15 protein-coding genes are annotated in these 20538 nt (G+C 30.6%); 3 read left to right on the top strand and 12 right to left on the bottom strand.

The annotated features are described in order from the left end of the window. The 7 genes from CLOCEL_RS12990 to CLOCEL_RS13020 form a co-directional block, all read right to left on the bottom strand. Window positions 1–861 (bottom strand): hypothetical protein, encoded by an 861-nt coding sequence (locus CLOCEL_RS12990; RefSeq protein WP_157629741.1) that lies wholly within the window; start codon window positions 859–861, stop codon window positions 1–3. Beyond that, complete coding sequence (locus tag CLOCEL_RS12995; protein ID WP_010075579.1) at window positions 782–1798, bottom strand: DUF6531 domain-containing protein; 1017 nt, start codon at window positions 1796–1798, stop codon at window positions 782–784. Before CLOCEL_RS12995 ends, CLOCEL_RS12990 begins: the two co-directional genes overlap by 80 nt. Before the next feature lie 66 nt (window positions 1799–1864). Beyond that, a complete protein-coding gene (locus tag CLOCEL_RS13000; RefSeq protein ID WP_010075580.1) occupies window positions 1865–2353 on the bottom strand; it encodes a DNRLRE domain-containing protein in 489 nt (162 codons plus the stop codon). An 80-nt stretch (window positions 2354–2433) separates the two neighbouring features. Further along, window positions 2434–3102, bottom strand: a complete 669-nt coding sequence (locus tag CLOCEL_RS13005; protein WP_010075581.1) for a hypothetical protein — start codon at window positions 3100–3102, stop codon at window positions 2434–2436. Window positions 3103–3515: 413 nt separating this feature from the next. Next, entirely contained in the window at window positions 3516–6326 is a 2811-nt protein-coding gene (locus CLOCEL_RS13010) for a cellulase family glycosylhydrolase (RefSeq protein ID WP_010075582.1), read from the bottom strand. Window positions 6327–6961: 635 nt separating this feature from the next. Continuing rightward, entirely contained in the window at window positions 6962–8935 is a 1974-nt protein-coding gene (locus CLOCEL_RS13015) for a glycosyl hydrolase (RefSeq protein ID WP_010075583.1), read from the bottom strand. 363 nt (window positions 8936–9298) lie between these two features. Then, window positions 9299–10615 carry a hemolysin family protein gene (locus CLOCEL_RS13020; RefSeq protein WP_010075584.1) on the bottom strand — a complete coding sequence of 439 codons (1317 nt, stop codon included), beginning with the start codon at window positions 10613–10615 and terminating at the stop codon, window positions 9299–9301. A gap of 471 nt (window positions 10616–11086) precedes the next feature. Between CLOCEL_RS13020 and CLOCEL_RS13025 the strand changes: the two genes are divergently transcribed. Further along, on the top strand, window positions 11087–11920 hold the full coding sequence (locus tag CLOCEL_RS13025; protein WP_242655273.1) for a substrate-binding domain-containing protein: 834 nt from the start codon (window positions 11087–11089) through the stop codon (window positions 11918–11920). Window positions 11921–12013: 93 nt separating this feature from the next. Here CLOCEL_RS13025 and argC read toward each other — a convergent pair whose 3' ends face one another. Beyond that, complete coding sequence (argC, locus tag CLOCEL_RS13030; RefSeq protein ID WP_010075587.1) at window positions 12014–12961, bottom strand: N-acetyl-gamma-glutamyl-phosphate reductase; 948 nt, start codon at window positions 12959–12961, stop codon at window positions 12014–12016. Between the two features lie 338 nt (window positions 12962–13299). Here argC and CLOCEL_RS13035 point away from each other — a divergent pair, with 338 nt between their 5' ends. Next, the gene (locus CLOCEL_RS13035) at window positions 13300–13488 is read left to right on the top strand and encodes a hypothetical protein (protein ID WP_010075588.1); all 189 of its coding nucleotides are present in this window, start codon (window positions 13300–13302) and stop codon (window positions 13486–13488) included. A 126-nt stretch (window positions 13489–13614) separates the two neighbouring features. Here the strand turns inward: CLOCEL_RS13035 and CLOCEL_RS13040 are convergent, their stop codons facing one another. The 3 genes from CLOCEL_RS13040 to CLOCEL_RS13050 form a co-directional block, all read right to left on the bottom strand. Next, on the bottom strand, window positions 13615–14790 hold the full coding sequence (locus tag CLOCEL_RS13040; protein ID WP_010075589.1) for an amidohydrolase: 1176 nt from the start codon (window positions 14788–14790) through the stop codon (window positions 13615–13617). A 604-nt stretch (window positions 14791–15394) separates the two neighbouring features. After that, window positions 15395–17200, bottom strand: a complete 1806-nt coding sequence (locus tag CLOCEL_RS13045) for a Kelch repeat-containing protein (RefSeq protein ID WP_010075590.1) — start codon at window positions 17198–17200, stop codon at window positions 15395–15397. Window positions 17201–17895: 695 nt separating this feature from the next. Continuing rightward, window positions 17896–18312 carry a VOC family protein gene (locus CLOCEL_RS13050; RefSeq protein WP_010075591.1) on the bottom strand — a complete coding sequence of 139 codons (417 nt, stop codon included), beginning with the start codon at window positions 18310–18312 and terminating at the stop codon, window positions 17896–17898. Between the two features lie 279 nt (window positions 18313–18591). Between CLOCEL_RS13050 and CLOCEL_RS13055 the strand changes: the two genes are divergently transcribed. Then, the gene (locus CLOCEL_RS13055; RefSeq protein ID WP_010075592.1) at window positions 18592–19644 is read left to right on the top strand and encodes a galactose ABC transporter substrate-binding protein; all 1053 of its coding nucleotides are present in this window, start codon (window positions 18592–18594) and stop codon (window positions 19642–19644) included. Window positions 19645–19768: 124 nt separating this feature from the next. On the opposite strand, the gene CLOCEL_RS13060 is transcribed toward CLOCEL_RS13055, so the two are convergent. Continuing rightward, window positions 19769–20467 carry a DUF1905 domain-containing protein gene (locus CLOCEL_RS13060; protein ID WP_010075593.1) on the bottom strand — a complete coding sequence of 233 codons (699 nt, stop codon included), beginning with the start codon at window positions 20465–20467 and terminating at the stop codon, window positions 19769–19771. Between the last annotated feature and the right edge of the window lie 71 nt (window positions 20468–20538).

A 20538-nucleotide genomic window follows, 5' to 3' on the forward strand; every position in this document is an offset into this window, starting at 1 on the left:
TTACACTATTTTACAAATCTCTAGTGTAAGTGATATTTTTAAGCTTACTATCTTTATTATAACTGTAACTTGTTGAAAAACTTTTCCGTTTATTAATTCTGCTATTGAATTACCATTTCCATTAGGATCAAGAATATAGTTAGTTATATTTCCTAAGGAATCCGTAGTCTTTGTCAATCTATTCGATAAGTCGTAAATATACCTATAGCTAACATTGTTTACTAAATCATTCTTATATCCTAAATTACCACTAGCGTCATACTCATAAGCAGCTATATCATTTCCATTATTCTGCTTCTTAGTTACTCTGTCACTATTGTCATAACTTTGGCTAACTGTTTGTCCATTACTATAGGTTGAACTTGTAAGTCTTCCTGTTTTTAAATCATAACTATTTGTAATTAGATTTTGGTTACCTACAGAAATAGAAGTATTATTTCCTAAGGAATCATAACTAAAATTATAATTAAAACCATTATGAGTTATAGTAAATAATCTATCATTGTTATAACCATAACTGTTTGTTATAGTACCTCCATCAACAGACTTGCTTACACTTGAAAGCTTATCCATAGAATCATAACTGTAGGAAGTGGTTTGATTCTTTCCGTCAGTTACACTATTTAATAAACCTTTGACTTCATCATAGTTATAAGCTATAGTGTTTCCTAATTCATCTGTTTGAGATTTTAAGAAATTTCCAGTATTTGAATAAGTTTGTGATGTCTGAATAAATAAAGTACTGTTGCCAACTTTTGATGTTAATTGATTTCCAAAGTTATCATAGGTAAACGAACTTACTACATTTTCTCCAGAGGTAGAAGTTAATAAATGGAATCCAATCAGCATTGCTCTCTGCATTACCATTTTTCAAATAATTTATAACAGTTCTTTCAGATTTAGAATTTGACAAAAGTTTATTTGAAGAACTACCATATTTATAGTACTCTGCACTATTCTCTCCATCTTTAATACTTACGGTATTTCCGCTATTATTGAACTGATAAATATTTTTTCTTCCTATAGCATCTGTGAAGGAAGTCATATTATAACCATATGCGATATTTAGTTCACTTCCTGCTGCACCATCTGAATTACTTTCTGCAGCTTTTCTTATTCTGTAGGGAGCAACTGTATTATAAGAATACGTTACTTTATACCCATCATAGTTAGTCGCACTTACCATATTATTACTAGAATTGTAGCTATAAATTGTCTGTTTTCCATCTGGATAAGATATGGAAGTAAGTAAATTTCCAGTATATTCATAGCTTGTCCTTCTATTACTTGAATCAATTACACCTTTCAATCTGCCAGAAGTATCTGTATCTAAAGTAGATATTCTTACAGCTCCATCAGTAACACTTTTTAAAATTGTTCCTGAATAATTTAAAGTTTCAATATTGCCATTATTATCTTTAATAGTTGACAGATACCCTGAAGTGTTAAATTTTAAGGTATTATTCTGTTTGTCTGTAATTGTACTATCTGCATTAACTTGCAAGGTAGTATCTAGACCCTCAGTATTCTTATAAGTATTTGAAACAGAGTCATATTTGTAATAATGGGTAGTTCCATCTTCATCTATATGAGAATAATATTTCCCATCCGTAAAAGTTAATGGTCCACTCACTTTCTGATTTAAATTCAATCTCCATCCATTTCCATATCCTATATCACTATTTCTACTACTGCTGTTAAATACGTGCATTATATTCGCAGGTAGTCTATTACCAGCACTGCTTAAATCATTATGTGTAAAAACTAAGTTTCCGTTATAATCATTTATGTATCCCATGCCTGCTCTACCTACAGTTTGTGAATGGTATGACCAATAATTTTCAAATCCATTATTATCTATATACTAAATGGTAACAGCTATGGAACTACCTAAAGTAACCAAATTAGCCGGAGGAGGAGTTGTTGTCTGATAACCAATCTTTGCATCAGTATCTAACATCAAACCCGTATTAACATTTGAACAATACCATTTTTTTGCAATATTGTTTATATCCCAATTATATGTTGTTGTTGAATTGGAAACATAAGTATTATCTTCTATAGCACTATTGTAAGACGAATTAGAAGTTAAATTACTAGGTTCCCAACTGTTATTTACTTGATGAATCCTTACATTTGCACTTCCTGACGCACTATTTCCATTTGCAGAAAATTGTGCACTAATAACTTGCTGTGAAGATGTTAGTGTGGGTAACGTAAATTTCATGTAAGTTGCGAATCCATTTACATTATATAATTGATAATTGCCTACATTTTTACAAAAACAGGCTTTACACCCATTTGGATACCATTCTGAAGAATTACTTGGTTGAGCCCAGTATCCAATACACAAGTAGTGAAATTACTTGCAGTTATAGAAGTACTAACAGATAGATCTAATACAACTGGATAGCAAGTATTTTCATCATTTAATCAACTACTATCTGGAATTACTTGAATCACATACTGATTATTATTTTTTAATAGTTTAACATTTATCTTATTACTTGTATGATTTTTTGCATCATACATATAAGGTGCATCTATTTTATAAATGGATTTTGAACTATCTTTTTCATCATAGAAGGTTATGGTTTTATCATCATTTAATTTTGGTACGACATTTTTTAATTGTAAAGCAAATTCAAATACAGGTGAATCTATCTTTTTATTTATAATAATATTTTCCTTAACAGTATCAGACTCCAATTTATATTGCAAATCCACATTATTATATATATTTTCATAATCCACTGTTGAAGAAGTATTAGGTACAGCTTTTTTCTTTTCTTCATCAGATATCCCTACTGCAATCTTACCATTTTCCACTACATTATCTACAGCGTTCATCTTATTTACAGCATCTTCAGCAACTTTTTTATCACGTGCAATTCCCCAAGCTATTTCATATTTATCCTCCTGAATAGTTACAAGCTTACTATCATTAGACTTTTTAGCAAATTTAATTTTAAAATCATTATCTTTATTTGTAACATCAGAGCCTTCATCTACCAATGTATTATCAATATCTTTCCATACTCCATTATCTAAATAGTGCACTGGATTTTGATAAACTACTGCTTGAAAACTTCCATCATCCATTTTAAAGTTTTTAGTATTTTTTTCGCGTTTTTCAGTAACCTCTTCTACAATTTAGCTAGGTTCTTTTTCTGATTCTCTTTTGTTTGTGCAACTTGTTGTGCCTTTTTGTTTATCTCCGCTGCAAATACATTGTTTGAGAAAACATATCCACGTCATAAAAATGGGTAGGTTTGAATGGACAGGATGGATGTAGATAAGATAGAGTGTGAAATTTCCGGAGAATTTAGATTACATACCATCGAAAATGAACAATGTCAGAAATGTAAGAATATTTATAATTAATTAATAAATAAAGACAGAGCCGAGATTTAACTCTCAGCTCTGTCTTTTTATTTATTTATTGTTATATTTGTAATTTTGACCTCTCAAAGATTCCATCAAAATTTCTTAGGAATCTATTGAGTTCGCCGTAGTTATATTGTATGTTTTCTTCTTCTGAATCCAACTAAAACAATTCCTACTACAACTAAAATAGCACCAACACTTGCAAGAACAGTTCCATTGATTACTGATCCTGTTTGTGGTAATGTTACCTCAATAGTTTTTTCAGTTGAAGCTTTTTCAACTGCAAAATAATCGCTGCAATGGTCTAAAGTAATAGTTACATTTCCATTAGCATCAGCAATAGCATCAGTAATTACTTCAGTACTATCTGTATCTGCAAAATATCTATAAATTGTTACAGTTTTATTTGCAAAGCTTGAGCCAAGTGATAAAGTAATCTTAGTAGGTCCTGGAAGATATCCATCATGATTAAATGAGAATGATGAAATTTCTACATCTTTTCCTACAATAGCTTTTGCTTTAGCTTTTTCTTTGCTGTGTAATTGATCACTTACAGATTTTAAAGATAAATCAATAGCACCTGAAGGAACATTTGTTATATCCTTACCATTGAATACCCAAGTTGCACCATTTGTCACTATAGTAAGAGTTTTATCCTTACCTTTAAGTGCTTTAAAAATATCATTTACGATTAAAGGATTCGCATTAGCATCCATTGTCACTGTTGTAACAGTTTCATCGTTGATTTTATTTATAATATCCTTTATAGGATCAGCAGCTGGATTTTCATAAACTGTAAGTGTTAAACTAACTTGCTTACTAAATCCTAAAACACTCCCTTTGAAAGTATATGTTCCTACTTTGCTAGTATCAACTGTTGAAGGTGTCCATGCTACTGATACTTCCTTCTTTGATCCATCACTGTAAACTGCACTAACTGTTGTTGGCAGCGTATATGCATATCCTACTGGAACAGATGATGTTATATCTTCAATACTTGTTATAGAAGGTTTCACTGTTAAAGTTAGAAGAACACTTCTATCAAAACCTTCTACATTACCTTCAAAAGCATATATTCCTACTTTGCTAGTATCAACTGATGAAGATGTCCATGAAACTGCAAGGTCTTTCTTTGATCCATCACTATAGCTTGCACTAACTGTTGATGGTAATGTATACGTTTGTCCTTCTATAACACTTGTTGATATATTTTCTATATAAGATAAACAATTAACGTGTGTTACAACATCTCCAGCCTTAAGGAATTTACCTATCATTACTTCTCCACTTTGGAAGTGATATTTAAGAGTTATTTCACCATCTTTTGCTTCTTTAAAGAACTTATCTGTAATCGTTACTTTATTATTATCATAATCCACTTTAAATGCATAGTTATATTCTTTATAAGTTGTCCAATTTTGTGGACCAGCGCCACTTCCATCTGCATTTAAAGCTTCTAAAGTAGATAGTTTAGAACCGTTAAATTGAACTGGAATATCAAAACCTGCTGCTGTTCCTTGTCCAGCACTTAGTAATGGTGTAGCATAATGAGTTAAGTAAACATTCCACTCTTCACCACTTGAAAATTTAAATGTTAAAGTAGCATTAATTCCTAAGCTTTCAGTGATTAGATTTTTTATATAATCACCTTTTAAAGTTACTGTATTATCAACTAAAGTATAATCTTTATTAAGTGTTAATTCTGTGTTTCCATTATATATAGACTTTAATGTATTACCATTCAAAGTCAATTTCATTAGAACATCGTTGTCCTTATCTTGAGCTTTAACAAATATTCTGTCTGAGTCAGTATATGAACTACGAGTATTCCATGAAGTCTTAATCATATTTCCTAAAGCCTTATTATGCCATTCATATTTATATCTATCGATAACATTTCCATTATCCCAAAGCATTAGAGTTATGCCCTTAGCTTTTGCATAATAATTTATGTATTCCATATATTTTAGTAGTTCACCAGGTTCTATAGTATCTGCTGTTTTATCAAATCCAAGTAAACCATATTCACCACAAACTACACCTATACCATTAGCTGTAAAGTGGTTATACATTCTATCAAATGCATTATTAAGTTCTGTAACTACTGTATCATTCATAGTAGTTGTACCAGCGATATTTGTACTAAAAGGCCAGAACCCATAATAATGGAAAGTAGCAATAATGTTTGGATCATTAAATGCTGTAATTGTGTTGTATAAAGATTCGCATTTATCATCACTATCATTAGTGTTTAATGTTGGTAAAACAAGCATACGCTTTGCATTATTTCCACCAGAATTTCTAACAACATTATAGAATTCATTATTAACGGCTTCAAGTATCTTTATTTGATTTGGTGCCCCATCTACCCAAAATTGTGGTTCATTTAAAGATTCGAAACATACTTGATCGGGATAATCCTTAAAATAATCTGCTAATTGAACCCAAAGAGCTTTGTACTGTGCCATATATTCATTGCCTGGCTCAGTATTTATACGTGCTGCCCAATTCCATGAATCATGGTGTATATTTACCATTACATAGAATCCTTCATCAAGAGCCCATTGTACTACTTCAGCATAACGTGCTAAAAATGTAGGATCTATTTTATAATCTGGAGCTGCCCCAGTACGCATTACACTAGTAAATGGTATACGGATACTTTTAAATCCTTGAGCCTTAATTGTATGAATAAGTTCCTTTGTTACTACTGGATTTCCCCAAGATTGTTCTCCCTTGTCTCCACCTGTATCAAAGGAATCAAAGCTGTTACCAAGATTCCATCCTGGTTGCATTGCATCAACATAAGTTTGCGATGCACTTTTCACAGCTTCATTAGGTAGTGCTTCTGCTTTTAAAGTTGGTGCGCCTATCAAGAAAGTTGAAATAGTTAACACCAATGCCATAAAAGACATAAACAGTTTTTTTGCCTTCTTCATAAGTTAATATCCTCCCTTTTTTAAATTACATACAGATATTTACCCCTATATTTTGATATGAGTAATACCTATTAAGTTTTATATGTCAATTTAATAACATATCAAAATAAAAAAATTTAAACACTTTTAAAATTCATATGTATTGGTATTTATATTACTAAGTAAAAGCCGCTTATTTTATTATATATGTGACATATTATTATACATATATTGCAATAGCGACCGCTGTGAAAACGTTTTATTAGGTTTGTACACTCATTATAACTTGATAATTCTCGAAAAAATACTCTTAAAATTATTGATGATTTACTATAATTTTTAGATATTTATAAAAATCACCTATACCGTTTTTAACTAATAATACAATAACAACCAAATAAAACTTATAGTATCTATGTCATTCCAAAATTATTCTAATAATTAATGATATTTATCCTTTTGTAATGTTTTTCTTAACTACCATTTGTGTCTTTTTCAAATGCTTAAAATTATAGGTTTAATTTAAATTTGTAATTAAAATAAGGATACTTGTCCATGTTTGACATAGTATCCTTATTTCTTGTTTATTCCACATTCTTACGGTAATATTTTCTTGTTTCTTAGTTTCATATATTTATAGAAACTAATCCAATAAATTAGCTAAGTAATATCTTCTTTATAGATGCTAGGTCAATAGCATTTATCTTACCATCACTATTTAAGTCTGCATTTTTTAGATTTATAGTCACTGGATTTCCAAGTAAATAACTTTTTACCATTGCATAATCTATTGCATTAACTTTGCCATCGTTGTTAACATCACCAAGCATAGAAACTGAAATTGTATAAGTAGCAGTAACTACGTCTGAATTTGTCAGCCCAGCTTTAATTGCAATAGCTTTGATAGTTGTAGTTTTAGCTACTTCTATTGGCTTATCATATACAGTAGATGCAACAGTAGGCTCAGTTCCATCAAGAGTATAATAAATAGTTGCTCCTTCTGTTGCACTGCTAAGAGCTACTGTTTGAGTAACACTATATGTACCTTCTTTAACACTTAAAGTTGGTGCTTGAACTTTAGAAGAAGATGCATAAAGATCTTTTGGTAATTCATCTAAAGTAACTACATATGGGCTATTGTAGGTAGTTTTAAGAAGTACAGGATCATTATAAGTTGAACTAGTAATGAAATCACCATACCATGGACAGAAATACAACCACCAAGCTCCTTGATTAACTATATTCTGAATGTCAGGTATAACATCATTTTCAGTTAATGCAACCATCTTTGTATCATTTGTATGATTTACAAGTGTCAAAAATACTGATGTTGCAGCACTTGTTTTCCAAGTGTAAGGTGAGCCTTCATACTTATCATATCCAACGATATCTACACAATCATCTCCTGGATACCATTGAGCTGAATTTGCATAAGAATAAAGATTTACTTCCCATATTACATTATGGATACCGTACTTTTCTGTTAGGGTTGAATAAAGAAGTTTCCAAAGTTGCTTGTACACATCAGCACCGCCAGAACCCCACCAGAACCATGCTCCTGAACCATTTGTATTGTTATTACCTTCTGCTTCATGGAAAGGACGTAAAAGTACAGGAACTTTTGCATCTTGAAGAATTAGTAATTGCTTTGCAAGGTCATCAACTGCAAGCATTAAATAAGCGTATTCTTTTGATGTTTTATCAAGACAGTTAGCTGTTTTAAAACTAGCAGTAGGCTTGTATGTACAACTTTTCCAATCTAATTTATCACCTAACTTATAGTTTGTAAAATCAGATGGTACGTTGATATGCCAAGATGCAGTTGCAATACCACCACGTTCTTTAACCCACTTAATCATACGGTTTGTTGTACCGTCTTCCCATCCGTATAGAGGATTGTAGTTCATAAAATCAAAGCCTCTAATTGCAGGGTATTTGCCTGTCTTATTATAAATGTAATCAAATTCAAGTTCTGCATTACCGTCATTTCCGCCACCATAAATTTCTTGTTGGCCAGAAATAACATGATTGCCATAAACGCTAGTAAGATATTGTTTTAAGTTCTTTGTTTCTGAAGTTGCATTTACATCACATGGAGTTGGGTCAGCCTTAAGAGCTGGCATTTTAGCATTGTCAAATGTTACTGTATCATACAGTATGAAGCCCCAGCTTCCAGATGATCCAATCTCAATTTTAGCTGTACCTGCTTCAAGATAGAAGTATCCAAAGCTGTAATCAGCCCAGCCACCTTTGTTTGGAACGTAGAAATTGCCTTGTGCTGCACCATTGATGCTAAGCACTTGAAGTCTTGTGTCCCCGACATTTCCAAGATACATCCAGCATCTTGATGAAATCTCATACATACCATTTTTAGGAACTGTAACATTAAATGTTATTGTCCCTGAATTAGATGCCCACACAAATCCATTGCCAGAATAACCTGGATAGTTAGTTCCGTAGACATTTGTAGTAACAGCAGCACCGTTACTAAGAGTACAAGCTTCCGCTTCGACCTTTACAGGCAAAGAAGTTTCAGCTTTAACTGGCGTTGTTGGCATTGCCACGAAAAACGAACATACCAATGCAAACGTTGCCAACAGAGACATCGCTCTGCCGAAAATTTTTTTCATAGTAGATCCACCCCTTTAAATATTTTTTCCCTATTTCTGTTACAAAAAGGAACTTTACTGTTGAGAGGTCAATGCGATATAACCCCACAAGGTACATAATTTGTTGTTATAATCATCATATAACCCTCCACAATAAAATTGTAACATATTGAAAATATAATATCAATTACTAACTTTTTTCCACAAAAATTGAGTACTCAAAATTAAGATTCAAATGTAATTTTGCTATACCTAACGATTTTAGTTAATCAGTTTATATATTCTTTAGAGAACGGCTCGACATATATAGATTCATATTATAAAAATAGGTATAAAAAAATATCACATCTTCGTTTTGAATAATGTGATATTCTGATCCTCTATTTACATTCTTTGCACACAAACCTTTATTTTTTCAATTCTTTTTTCCTTAACTTCCTCTATATTAAATATTAAATTTCCAACCTCAATATTTTTTTCTTCAGCACTTTCCGGTATACGCCCGAGAAGTTCAATAATAAATCCACCTATTGTATCAAAATTTTCGCTTTGAATATCGACATGGAAATAATCATTAAAATCATCTAGTGAAAACATACCATCTATCATAAAAGTATCGTTCTCAATTTTGTGTATAGCAGGTCCATCTTCATCATATTCATCGTCAATGTTTCCCATAACCTCTTCAATTAAATCTTCTATTGATACTATTCCTGAAAATCCCCCATATTCATCTATCAACACTGCCATATGCTTTTTAAAGAACTGTAGTTCTTTAAATAATTCATCGATATTTTTTGTTTCTGGTACAAAATATGGTTTTTGCAATATAGTCCTAATATCTACATTCTCAAAACCATATTTTCTTGCCTCAACGAAAAAATCTTTCATATAAAGAATACCAATTATATTATCAATATCACCTTTATATACAGGTACTCTTGAATATCTTTCTTCTATTAAATCATCTAAATATTCTATCAATGGTGTATCTATATTAATTAAGTATACTTCAGTTCTCGGTGTCATAACTTCACTTGCTAATTTATCATCAAACTCGAATATACTGTTTATCATTTCTTTTTCGGTTTCATTTATTACGCCATGTTCTTGTCCAACTTCCACCAAAGATTTTATCTCTTCTTTTGATATCTTCTCATCTAATCCTGTAGTCTCTAATCCAACTAACCTAATCAGAACATTTGTTGATGCTGAGAGAAGTTTTACAAATGGCACTGTAATCTTAGATATATACACTATCGGTACTACAGAAAACATTGCTATAGTTTCTGCTTTTTGCAGAGCTACTCTTTTAGGGAATAATTCACCAAATACCAATGTGATATATGAAAGTATAATCGTTACTAAAATTAAAGCTATTTGCTCACTATAAGGGACTTTAACCCTACTTAAAAATTGTGCTAAATTTCCTGATAACCCTGTAGCAGCAGAAGCACTCGAAAAAAATCCAGCAAGAGTTATACCTACCTGAACAGTAGATAAAAACTTAGTAGGCTCTTCCATAAGCTTTAACAATAATGCAGCTTTTTTGTTGTTTTTTTCTGCAAGAGCTTTTATTTTGCTCTTATTTAAAGATACTATAGCCATCTCTGCTGATGCAAAAAAAGCATTAATCATTGTCAGAATGACTATTAAAATTATTTGCGAAGTTATATTCGCAGGTTCCGGTTCTGTTTCCATTATTTTTCCTCCAAAATTTAAAATATTGTTTCAATGATATCATACATATTTAAAATAGTAAAGCCAAAGGACCTCTCTCACATTTTGCATATCATTAACATTTTAATATGAATAATTCTTAGAATAAACAGCCACTATAATGATGAATTTTATATATTTATTGGGGGGTCAAAATAAAGTTATTAAAAACAATACTATCTTTAGTTATAATTTTTAGCTTACTTTATATATAATACTAAATTTGCTACACATGCTAAAACTCATTCGACTATAAATAAACCGGTGAATGCAGCTGTATTTATAAGAAGTTTGGAAGGTCCATTTTTTTCTGATCTAAAAAGAAACCTAGAAGTTGTTCAAAATGAAAACGAAAATAAAATTAAATTTACTTTCTTTGATTCACATTGAAACCAAGGTACTCAAAATGAATATATTGAAAAAGCACTTAATAACAATTTTAATTTTTTTATAATAAATCCAGTTACCAGCAAAAAAGAAGAAATTATAAATACTATCAATAAGGTTGTAAAAGCAAACATTCCCATCATCTTCTACTTACCTACATCTCTATCTCTGATAGAAACCTTTCAAAACACCCCTAGAACAGCTATTATTACTAGAGATGTTGAGCACTCAGGCATTCTTCAAGGTAAAATTTTATCCGATATACGGAATACCAATAAGAAATCTATTGATAGAAATAATGATAATATACTGCAATATATGATGTTACAAGGTACACCAGACGACTTAACAACTATTGCAAGAAGTAAATATTCTATTCGCACACTTAATGAGGTAAATATAAAAACTCAGCAACTTTTATCTACTGCTTGTAGTTGGAATCGAGAATGTGCAAGACGCACAATTGAATCTGCCTTTCTAGTTTATGGAGATAAAATTGATGCAATAATTTCCAACAACGACGAAATGGCACTAGGTGCTATTGACGCACTCCAAAAATATGGCTTTAACAAAGGGAATAAAACTAAATATATTTCAGCTGTAGGGGTCAATGGTATAGATGAGGCTAAAGCACTAATTAATCAAGGTATAATGACAGGCACTGTCATCGAAGATATCCCTGCTCAAGCAAAAGGAATCTATGATATAGGAATGAACTTAATTTCTGGTAATAGTATTACTCATAATACAAATTTGAAAACCATTCATAACAATGTAGTTAAGATGCCTTATTACAAATATATCGTCAATTATAAAAATAAAATTAGTCAATACATATATTTGATTATTTGTGTCTATTTTAACTTTTATTCATTCTACTTTTACTTAAATGAGCAATAGTTCTAAATTAGATATGTAAAATCAACATACAATAAGCAGTAGCAAAAACTACTGCTTATTGTATATTTAATGTGCTAAAATATAGAACTTATATTAAATATGTAGTCCTTTATCTTCTTCACAGCCTAACAAAACATTTAAGCATTGGATCGCTGCACCGGAAGCTCCTTTTCCTAAATTATCAAATTGAGATATTAATAAAATTCTATCAGAATTACCTGTAACATATATATTCATACCATCCCAGCCTGAACATACATTGCCACTGATGAAACCACCGAATTTTTCTTCAGAACCCAAAGGCATTACCTTAATAAAACTTTGATTAGCATAATAATTTGTAAAAAATTCATGTACCTGTTCCGGTGTTGTTTTATCTTTTAAGTATTCAGTATACAAAGGTAAAGACACTACCATACCACTATAATAATCAGCTACAATAGGACTAAATAATGGCTCTCTACTTAATCCAACTACTTTTTTCATTTCTTTCAAATGTTTATGCTGTTGACCTAATGCATATCCACGAGGCGCGTCATATTCAACTAATCGGTTGCTATCAGTGTATTCAGAAATCATTTTTTTTCCACCACCACTATATCCAGTAACTGAGAAAGCACTTATCGGATAATCAGAAGGGAGAATTCCATTAGATACTAACGGATAAGCTAGAGAAATTAAACCAGTTGCATGACATCCTGGCACTGAAATACGTTTTCCTTCTTTGATTTTATCTCTTTGAGTTGAATTTAATTCTGGAAAACCATAAACCCATCCTTCTGCTGTTCTATGTGCAGTAGAGGCATCAATAATTCTAACATTTTCATTTTCAACTAATGAAACGGATTCTCTAGCTGCATCATCAGGTAAACAAAGGAAAGTAATATCAGATTCATTTATCAATCTCTTTCTTTCATTAATATCCTTTCTCAACTCTGAAGAAATAGTCAATAATTCTATATCATCACGACCTTTAAATCTTTCAAAAATTCTAAGCCCAGTAGTTCCCTCACTACCATCAATAAATATCTTTGTTTTCATAATAAAGAACCTCTTTCAAAAATATATTTATTTAAATCTCACAAAGATTACTCTTATCTTTAATTCTTTTCTATTATTATAGATATGAAATTAATATGTGTCAAATTATGCTAGCGATATACTTCTTCATTTATTCCATTTATGCTTTTATATAGAACTATAGCTATTCAATGTGCTCCTCCAAAACCGTTCCTTAATAATTTTTTAAGGCTTTATTTCAAAACAGAAAAACTATTCTTATTTCATCTTTATAAATGTGAATAATATAAAGCTGTTTCGCTAATTCTAAGTTAGATAGGGGGGATATCATGGACAATAACAACAGAAATAACTAACTTATGAAAAAACTGTTGGGAGTTGCAGATAAAAGCAACTCTTATTTGCAAGAAGTTGCTATCAAAGGCAGTACAAACATTGAGTTTGTTACCACCTTTTTATTAGTCAAGATGTTACCAGTAAGCCTTCTATTAGGCAATGCATGGCTTGGGCAACTTAAAAATATATTTATAAAGCTATACTTTTTTTAATATATTTTAAAAGAATACAGACTATCTAAGTCTGTATTCAATATCTATATTCTTTTTATAAATCAGAGAGAAGATGATTTTCTTTAAATTTTCACTCCTCTTTTATACTCAAAAAGTAAATAGTATTTATGAGCGTACTCCCTCTGGCGTATAAACTATTTTACCGTCAATTATAGTATATAAAGTTTTAGTGAATACTTCCATAGGGTTTCCGTCAAAAATTGCAATATCAGCATCTTTTCCAACCTCAATACTCCCTACTCTATTAGATACATTGCATATTTGTGCTGCATTTATAGTTATTGCCTTTAATCCTTCTTCTATACCTAACCCTTCTTTTGCTGCAAAACCAGCACAAATTGCTAAATCTTGTATTCTAGTAACAGGATGGTCAGTTGTAATAGCTACTTTTACACCTTCTTTGTGTAAGATTCCCGCTGTTTTAAAATCTGAATTTAATGTTTCTATTTTGTTCCTTGTTGCTAGTGATGGTCCAACTATTGCTGGAAAACCAGATTCTTTTATTTCTTTTGCTATCAAATGTCCCTCTGTACAATGATCAAGTGTCATTTCTAAGTCATATTCTTTAGCTATGCGTATTGCAGTTAAAATATCATCTGCTCTATGCACATGTGCTTTCAAAGGAATCTTTTTATCAAACACTGGTAACCAACACTCCTTTTGAAATTCTGCACTAAAACTATCACCAGATTTCTCAGCATTTTTCTTATCTTGATAATATTGTTGAGCTTCAAATAACTCCTCACGTAACATTGCTGCTATTGATATACGAGTTGTTGGCATCATATTTTTCTCATCATAATTTGACTTAGGATTTTCTCCAAATGCAACTTTCATTGCAGAAGGTTCAAGTATAACCATTTTATCTATTGATCTTCCATATGTCTTAATAAACACCCATTGTCCCCCAACTACATTTGAACTTCCTGGGCCAACCATTACGCTTGTAATACCTGCACTCAATGCTTTATGAAAAGTAGAATCCATAGGATTAATACCATCTAATCCTCTAAGGTATGGTGTTACTGGTTCGTTCATTTCATTGCAGTCATTACCTTCAAAACCTTTTCGTTCCTCTTGAATACCTATATGACAATGAGCTTCTATAATACCTGGCATAACTAAGCAATTACTTGCATCAATTTCTTCAGAAATATCATAATTAGTTAGATCAATATTTTCACCGACCTCTTTTATTTTGTTTCCTTCTACCAAAACACTTCCATTATCATAATTTGTACCTGCCATAGTTAATATTTGTGCATTCTTAATTAATAACATAATTCACCTCATTCTTCACAAACTATTCTATTTAACAATATGTACACTTAGAATTTAATTTTAAGTAATTCTATGCTTCTATTGTTGAAACTTGAAATATAAAAAAAGACCACTCTAAGGAATAAAATATACTTTTATCTGTTCCCCAGTTGGTACAATCTATATCTATGCACAAGAAATCTATTTACAATACTCTTTAATTATTTGCACTAGCATCAGTTTAACTTTTCAAGCTTATGGTATAAACAAATTCAAGTATTATTATAAATATGCAAAATATACTGCAAATCCCTGAAATGACTTAGTTCTTAATTGCTTGGTTAACAATTCATTGATCTATCACAGGATAATATCATTGCATTACAATAATATTATTTCATACATATTAGAAATTATACTTGTTATGTACAATATTATATCTTAGGTAAGGAACTCTTATTATTTTATCTATCCTGATTGTATATATTTAATTTCTACTATGAAAATAAGTGCAAATGTTTAAGCAGTAATTATATGCTTTAACACTTGCACTTTTATATTGTTTAGATAGCAAAGATTTCTATCTCTATATTGATTCATTATGAGTAATTTTATAAACTATATTTTAACTTACTTCATATTCTTCTATATTGAAATAACTAATTTTATTATATGGTATGTAGTCTTTACTTATTATAATTGAATTCTTTGATTTATTCTGAAATATATAGTATGACTTCCCAACTCCGTTAGATCTTCCTTCATACCAGGTTAAAAATGAATCTACTTCATCCTTTGATAAATCATAAATTTTCAAATCATTATAAGGCATAACTAAAGTTAACTTTCCTCTATACTCAATAGTTTTTTCAGGAGTTACTACAACTTCACAATTTGCTGTTTTACCATCTGATGTTGTAGCTGTTATTGTAGTTGTACCCGTTCCAATTGCTGTAATTACACCACTCGAATCTACAGCCGCTATATTTGAATCATTTGATGACCAATTTACTAAAATATCAGAAGGTGTTACTGTTGCTGACAATGTATCTGTTTGTCCTATAATTATAGACATTGAAGTTTTGCTTAAGTTTATTATAGTTTCTGGTTTCACTGTAATTTGACAAGTTGCAGACAAATTGCTTCCATCTACTGCTCTTGCAGTAATACTAACAGTTCCTGGTTTTACTGCTGTCACCTTTCCATTACTGTCTACTGTTGCTATTGATGGATCACTAGAAGTCCAAGTTATCGCAATTCCTGCTGGGGTAGTCTTAGCTGTAATGATATCAGTTTGTCCAACTTTTAAAGAATCATAGTTTTTTTCAATTACCATTTTGGAAATGCTATATACTTCTACAGAAGATAATATACTACCACCATTATATCCTCCTATTGCAAATAGCTTGTTATTTAATGCAACTGAATTATGTCCAATTCTCTCTGTATTCATATCTGCTAATTTCATCCAAGTATTTGACACCACATCATACACTTCTACGGATGATGGAATTCCAGCCCCACCCATAGCATATATCCTATTATTTACTGTTACTGAAGTAAAATCTAGCCTTGCAATGTTCATACTAGCTAACGTTGTCCAGGTATTTATCACTGGATCATACACTTCTACCGATGATAGGTATCCTTTTAAATCAGCACCACCTATAACATATATCTTACCATTCATCACCACTGAGTTATGGAATGCTCTTCCCCCATTCATACTAGTTACTGTTGTCCAATTGTTTACTGCTGGATCATATACTTCTATTGATGATGATAATAATCCACCGCCTTTATAACCACCCATAATATATATTTTTCCATTCAACACAGCTGAAGTAAACGAATCCCTAGCTTCCTTCATACTAGCTACAACTTTCCAAGTATTTCTTGTTGGATCATATACTTCTACTGATCCATTTGTCCCTGAACCACCTATCACGTATATCTTACCATCCACAACAGCCAAATTAGACTCATATCTAGCCTGATTCATAGTAGGCAACATCGTCCAAGTATTGGTTTCTGGATCATAAACTTCTGCAGATTCTAAGCTTTTAATTCCATTACTCCCTCCAATAACATATATCTTATTATTTACTACAACTGAAATATGATGATGCCTAGCCTCATTCATACTTGCCATTTTCGTCCAAGTATCAGTGGCTGGATCATATACTTCCATAGATGAGAAAGGCTGTTTTCTATTATATCCACCTATCACATATATCTTTCCATTTAGTACAACTGAATTGCTATAATACTTAGCTTCATTCATACTCGCTATTGTAATCCATTTATCTGATACATCTAATGTTTCTGCTGCTTTTACATTGAAAAATTTTACACTTCCAAACAAAAATATCAGTGTACATATTATAAATATTATACTGGTTTTGATTTTCAAATTTATTTTATTTTCCATCAAATCTCCTCCATTTCATCAATACCACTGTGGGATTATCTTTTACTTGAAATAATTTTCCTTAATATTCTTGAATATTGAAATTTTCCGTTTCATCATATGTAATCCATTCTTTTTTTGTTGCAATTATACTCTATTTGCTTTTTCATTAAAATCACTTAGAGTTGGTAAATCAAATAATAATGTGCATATTACAAAGAGTATTTTCTTTATTCATTAGTATCGTAAATAAACTGGTTTTTAGATAATTTTCCCATAAGTCATAAACACTGCGCAACATAATTCCTTATATGTATATACATACTAATTATGCAAAAAATATTCATAAATTTCAATATAATTTATCCATCAAATAACTTTATAACTATCTATATTTTACATTTTTAAACATCCATGCTGATAGCCAATTTAATATAACTTAATGGTCTTTTTCATTTTATCATAGGAATTTTTTGTTCAGTGCTAAAGCCATTTTTTCCGCTGGCATATCAGTAGTTCTCAACACAAGCAAATAATGAAAGACTACCAATTCTATGAATTGGTAGTCTTTCATTATTATATTTTATATGTTGTTATACTAATACACACCAACCACACCGAATTTTTTTTGAAGTCTTCATGCTAATTGATGCATTTTAAGCTACTGATAGCCATTAATAAAATCATGCCTTCAGTATATATGTATTTTTGTTAATTTATTCTTGAGCATCGGCAGATAATTCCCACTGAACTCCAAACATATCGATGAGCGAACCATAACAAGGACTAAAAAACGTTTTAGCTAATGGGTTCAAAATTTTCCCACCCTCTTGCAAAGTTGCGAATACATGTTGGATTTCATCAATATTTCCCTCAACAGATATACAAACTAAAGAACCTTCCTTATTTGTTTTTTGGAACGAATCAGAAAGCCTAATTAAATTATCTCCTAATTGAATGGTTGCTTGAATAATCCAATTTTTTTGTTCCTCTGGAAGAGGTGGCATATTTGGATTTGATGGAATATCCCCAAATCTCATTATACCTTTTGCTTCTGTCTTGAAAGCTTTTGAATATAAATCTACCGCTCTTTGACATTCTCCATAAAAATAAATATATGGTCTTACTTTCATATTTATTACCCTCTTTCTTTAATATCTAGTGTGCGTCTATATATGCTAATTTATTTTTAATATCAAGCCAACTAACATAAAAACAATGATTTTTATATTCTCAAACTACGCTTTTTATAATAGTTGACTCATTAGTATTTTTCTATTCACTTTATTTCTATTTTTCTTTAGTTAGTTTTTCGATAATATAACCTTTTCCTAATATGTATAATTTTCAAATCAAAAGCCATCCTAAATAATGAATTTTGTTATTCACTAATTAATACATAGGAGTTTAAAATGAAGTTTTATAAAAAAATAATATCATTAGCTATCATTTATATCTTACTACTACTGAATGTTCAATATATTATAAATGCTAAAACGCCTATTACTACTGAAAAATCATTTAAAGCAGCTGTCTTTATAAGATCCTTAGATAATTATTTACTTACTGATATAAAAAAAAGCCTCGAGGATATTGAGAAAGATCAGTATAATAAAATTGATTTTAGCTTCTTTGACTCAAAATGGGACCAAGGCATTCAAAATGAATATATTGAAAAATCGATTAATGAAAACTATGACATTTTCGTAATCATCCCAGTCTCTACTAAAATTGATGAAATTAAAAATGCAATTAATAAAGTAGTAGCGTCAAATATACCATTTATTCTCTACCTTCCCACATCTTCTTCATTAATAAAAACGGTTCAAGCTACACCTAGGTCTGCAATTGTAACTAGAGATGTTGAACAATCGGGAACTCTACAAGGAAAGATTTTAGCTAAGTTATGGAATACCAATAAAGATACTATGGATAAAAGTAAAGATAATGTATTAGATTATGTGTTGTTACAAGGTTCACCAAATTATTTATCAACTATTGCAAGAACTAAATATTCTCTTCAAGCACTTACTGAAGAAAATATACACACTAAGCAACTTTTATCTGTAACATGCAATTGGGAACAAGAATGTGCAAAACGTGCTATTGAATCAGCTTTTTTAACACTTAGCAATAAAATTGAAGCAATAATTTCTAATAATGATGATATGGCAATAGGCGCTATTGAAGCACTCCAAAAATATGGTTATAACAAAAGTGACAAATCAAAATTCATTCCTGTTGTAGGAATTGGTGGTTCATCTAAAGCAAAGGAACTAATTAATCAAGGTGTTATGGCAGGTACTGTTATTGAAGATATTCCTACTCAAATAAAAGCACTCTATGACATAGGTATGAATTTAATTTCTGGTAAGAATATTACTTATGGTACAAATCTCAAAACTAACCTAGGAAATGTAATTACGATACCTTATCAAGAATATATCTATAACCCAAGGTGTTAAAATATGCCACTAAACTGCGAGCGATTTCTTTGCAAATAAGAAAACCACACCAATCTTCTTGATTGGTGTGGCTTTCTACTTTCGTATTTTCAATGCTGATGATTTCACGTTCATGTAAAGTATGTTAATCAATATTAATTATTTCAAGAAAAGACGTAATTTTACCTTCCGGATGACATTTATCCAATATACCAAACTCTGGATCATAAAATTTATCTTTATGGTGTAATACCCAGTGAGTATAATTTCGCATATGTACTGTAAGAATACTTATTTCTGAATAGTATGGATTCTTTTTCGATATCCTAATATTTTTTTCTGCATGTCTAATTTTATAATAATCTAGAGCCTCTATTATTTGCCCTATAGATGTAGAACCTCTTGTTCCCATTACTTTTGCTACCTCTTCGACATCTCTACCTGATAACATTGCTACACATGCTTGACCACACATTTGAGATGTAGGTTCTGAAACATATGATATACTATCAATCTTGAGATATGATTCATTAGATTTTTCATAGTTACAAATTTCTACTCCATCTTTTACTTTATTGTTTAAAGTGCTTATTAATATGTCCAACAAAGAGCCTCTTTGTAGTTTTAATTTTTTCTTCATATTATTAGTGAGAAAAAATGAGTAGTTTCCATTCCCTCTTGGTACAAGATTCAATTTAAATTCAACATTATTTATTACTACTTTCACAGCAATAACACCTTTCAAACCAAATACTTCCCATACATTGAATGGCAAGTCAATTAGTGTTCTACCTTTTAAAAATTGATCATCAGTTACTCTAAAATCAAATCTGTACTCAGACATCCTCTAATTACTCCTCTTTCTCATTTTTTCAAAACACTTAAATTTATACTATTCTCTAGTTCCCTATACTA

The organism is Clostridium cellulovorans 743B, assembly GCF_000145275.1.
Lineage (GTDB): Bacteria > Bacillota > Clostridia > Clostridiales > Clostridiaceae > Clostridium_K > Clostridium_K cellulovorans.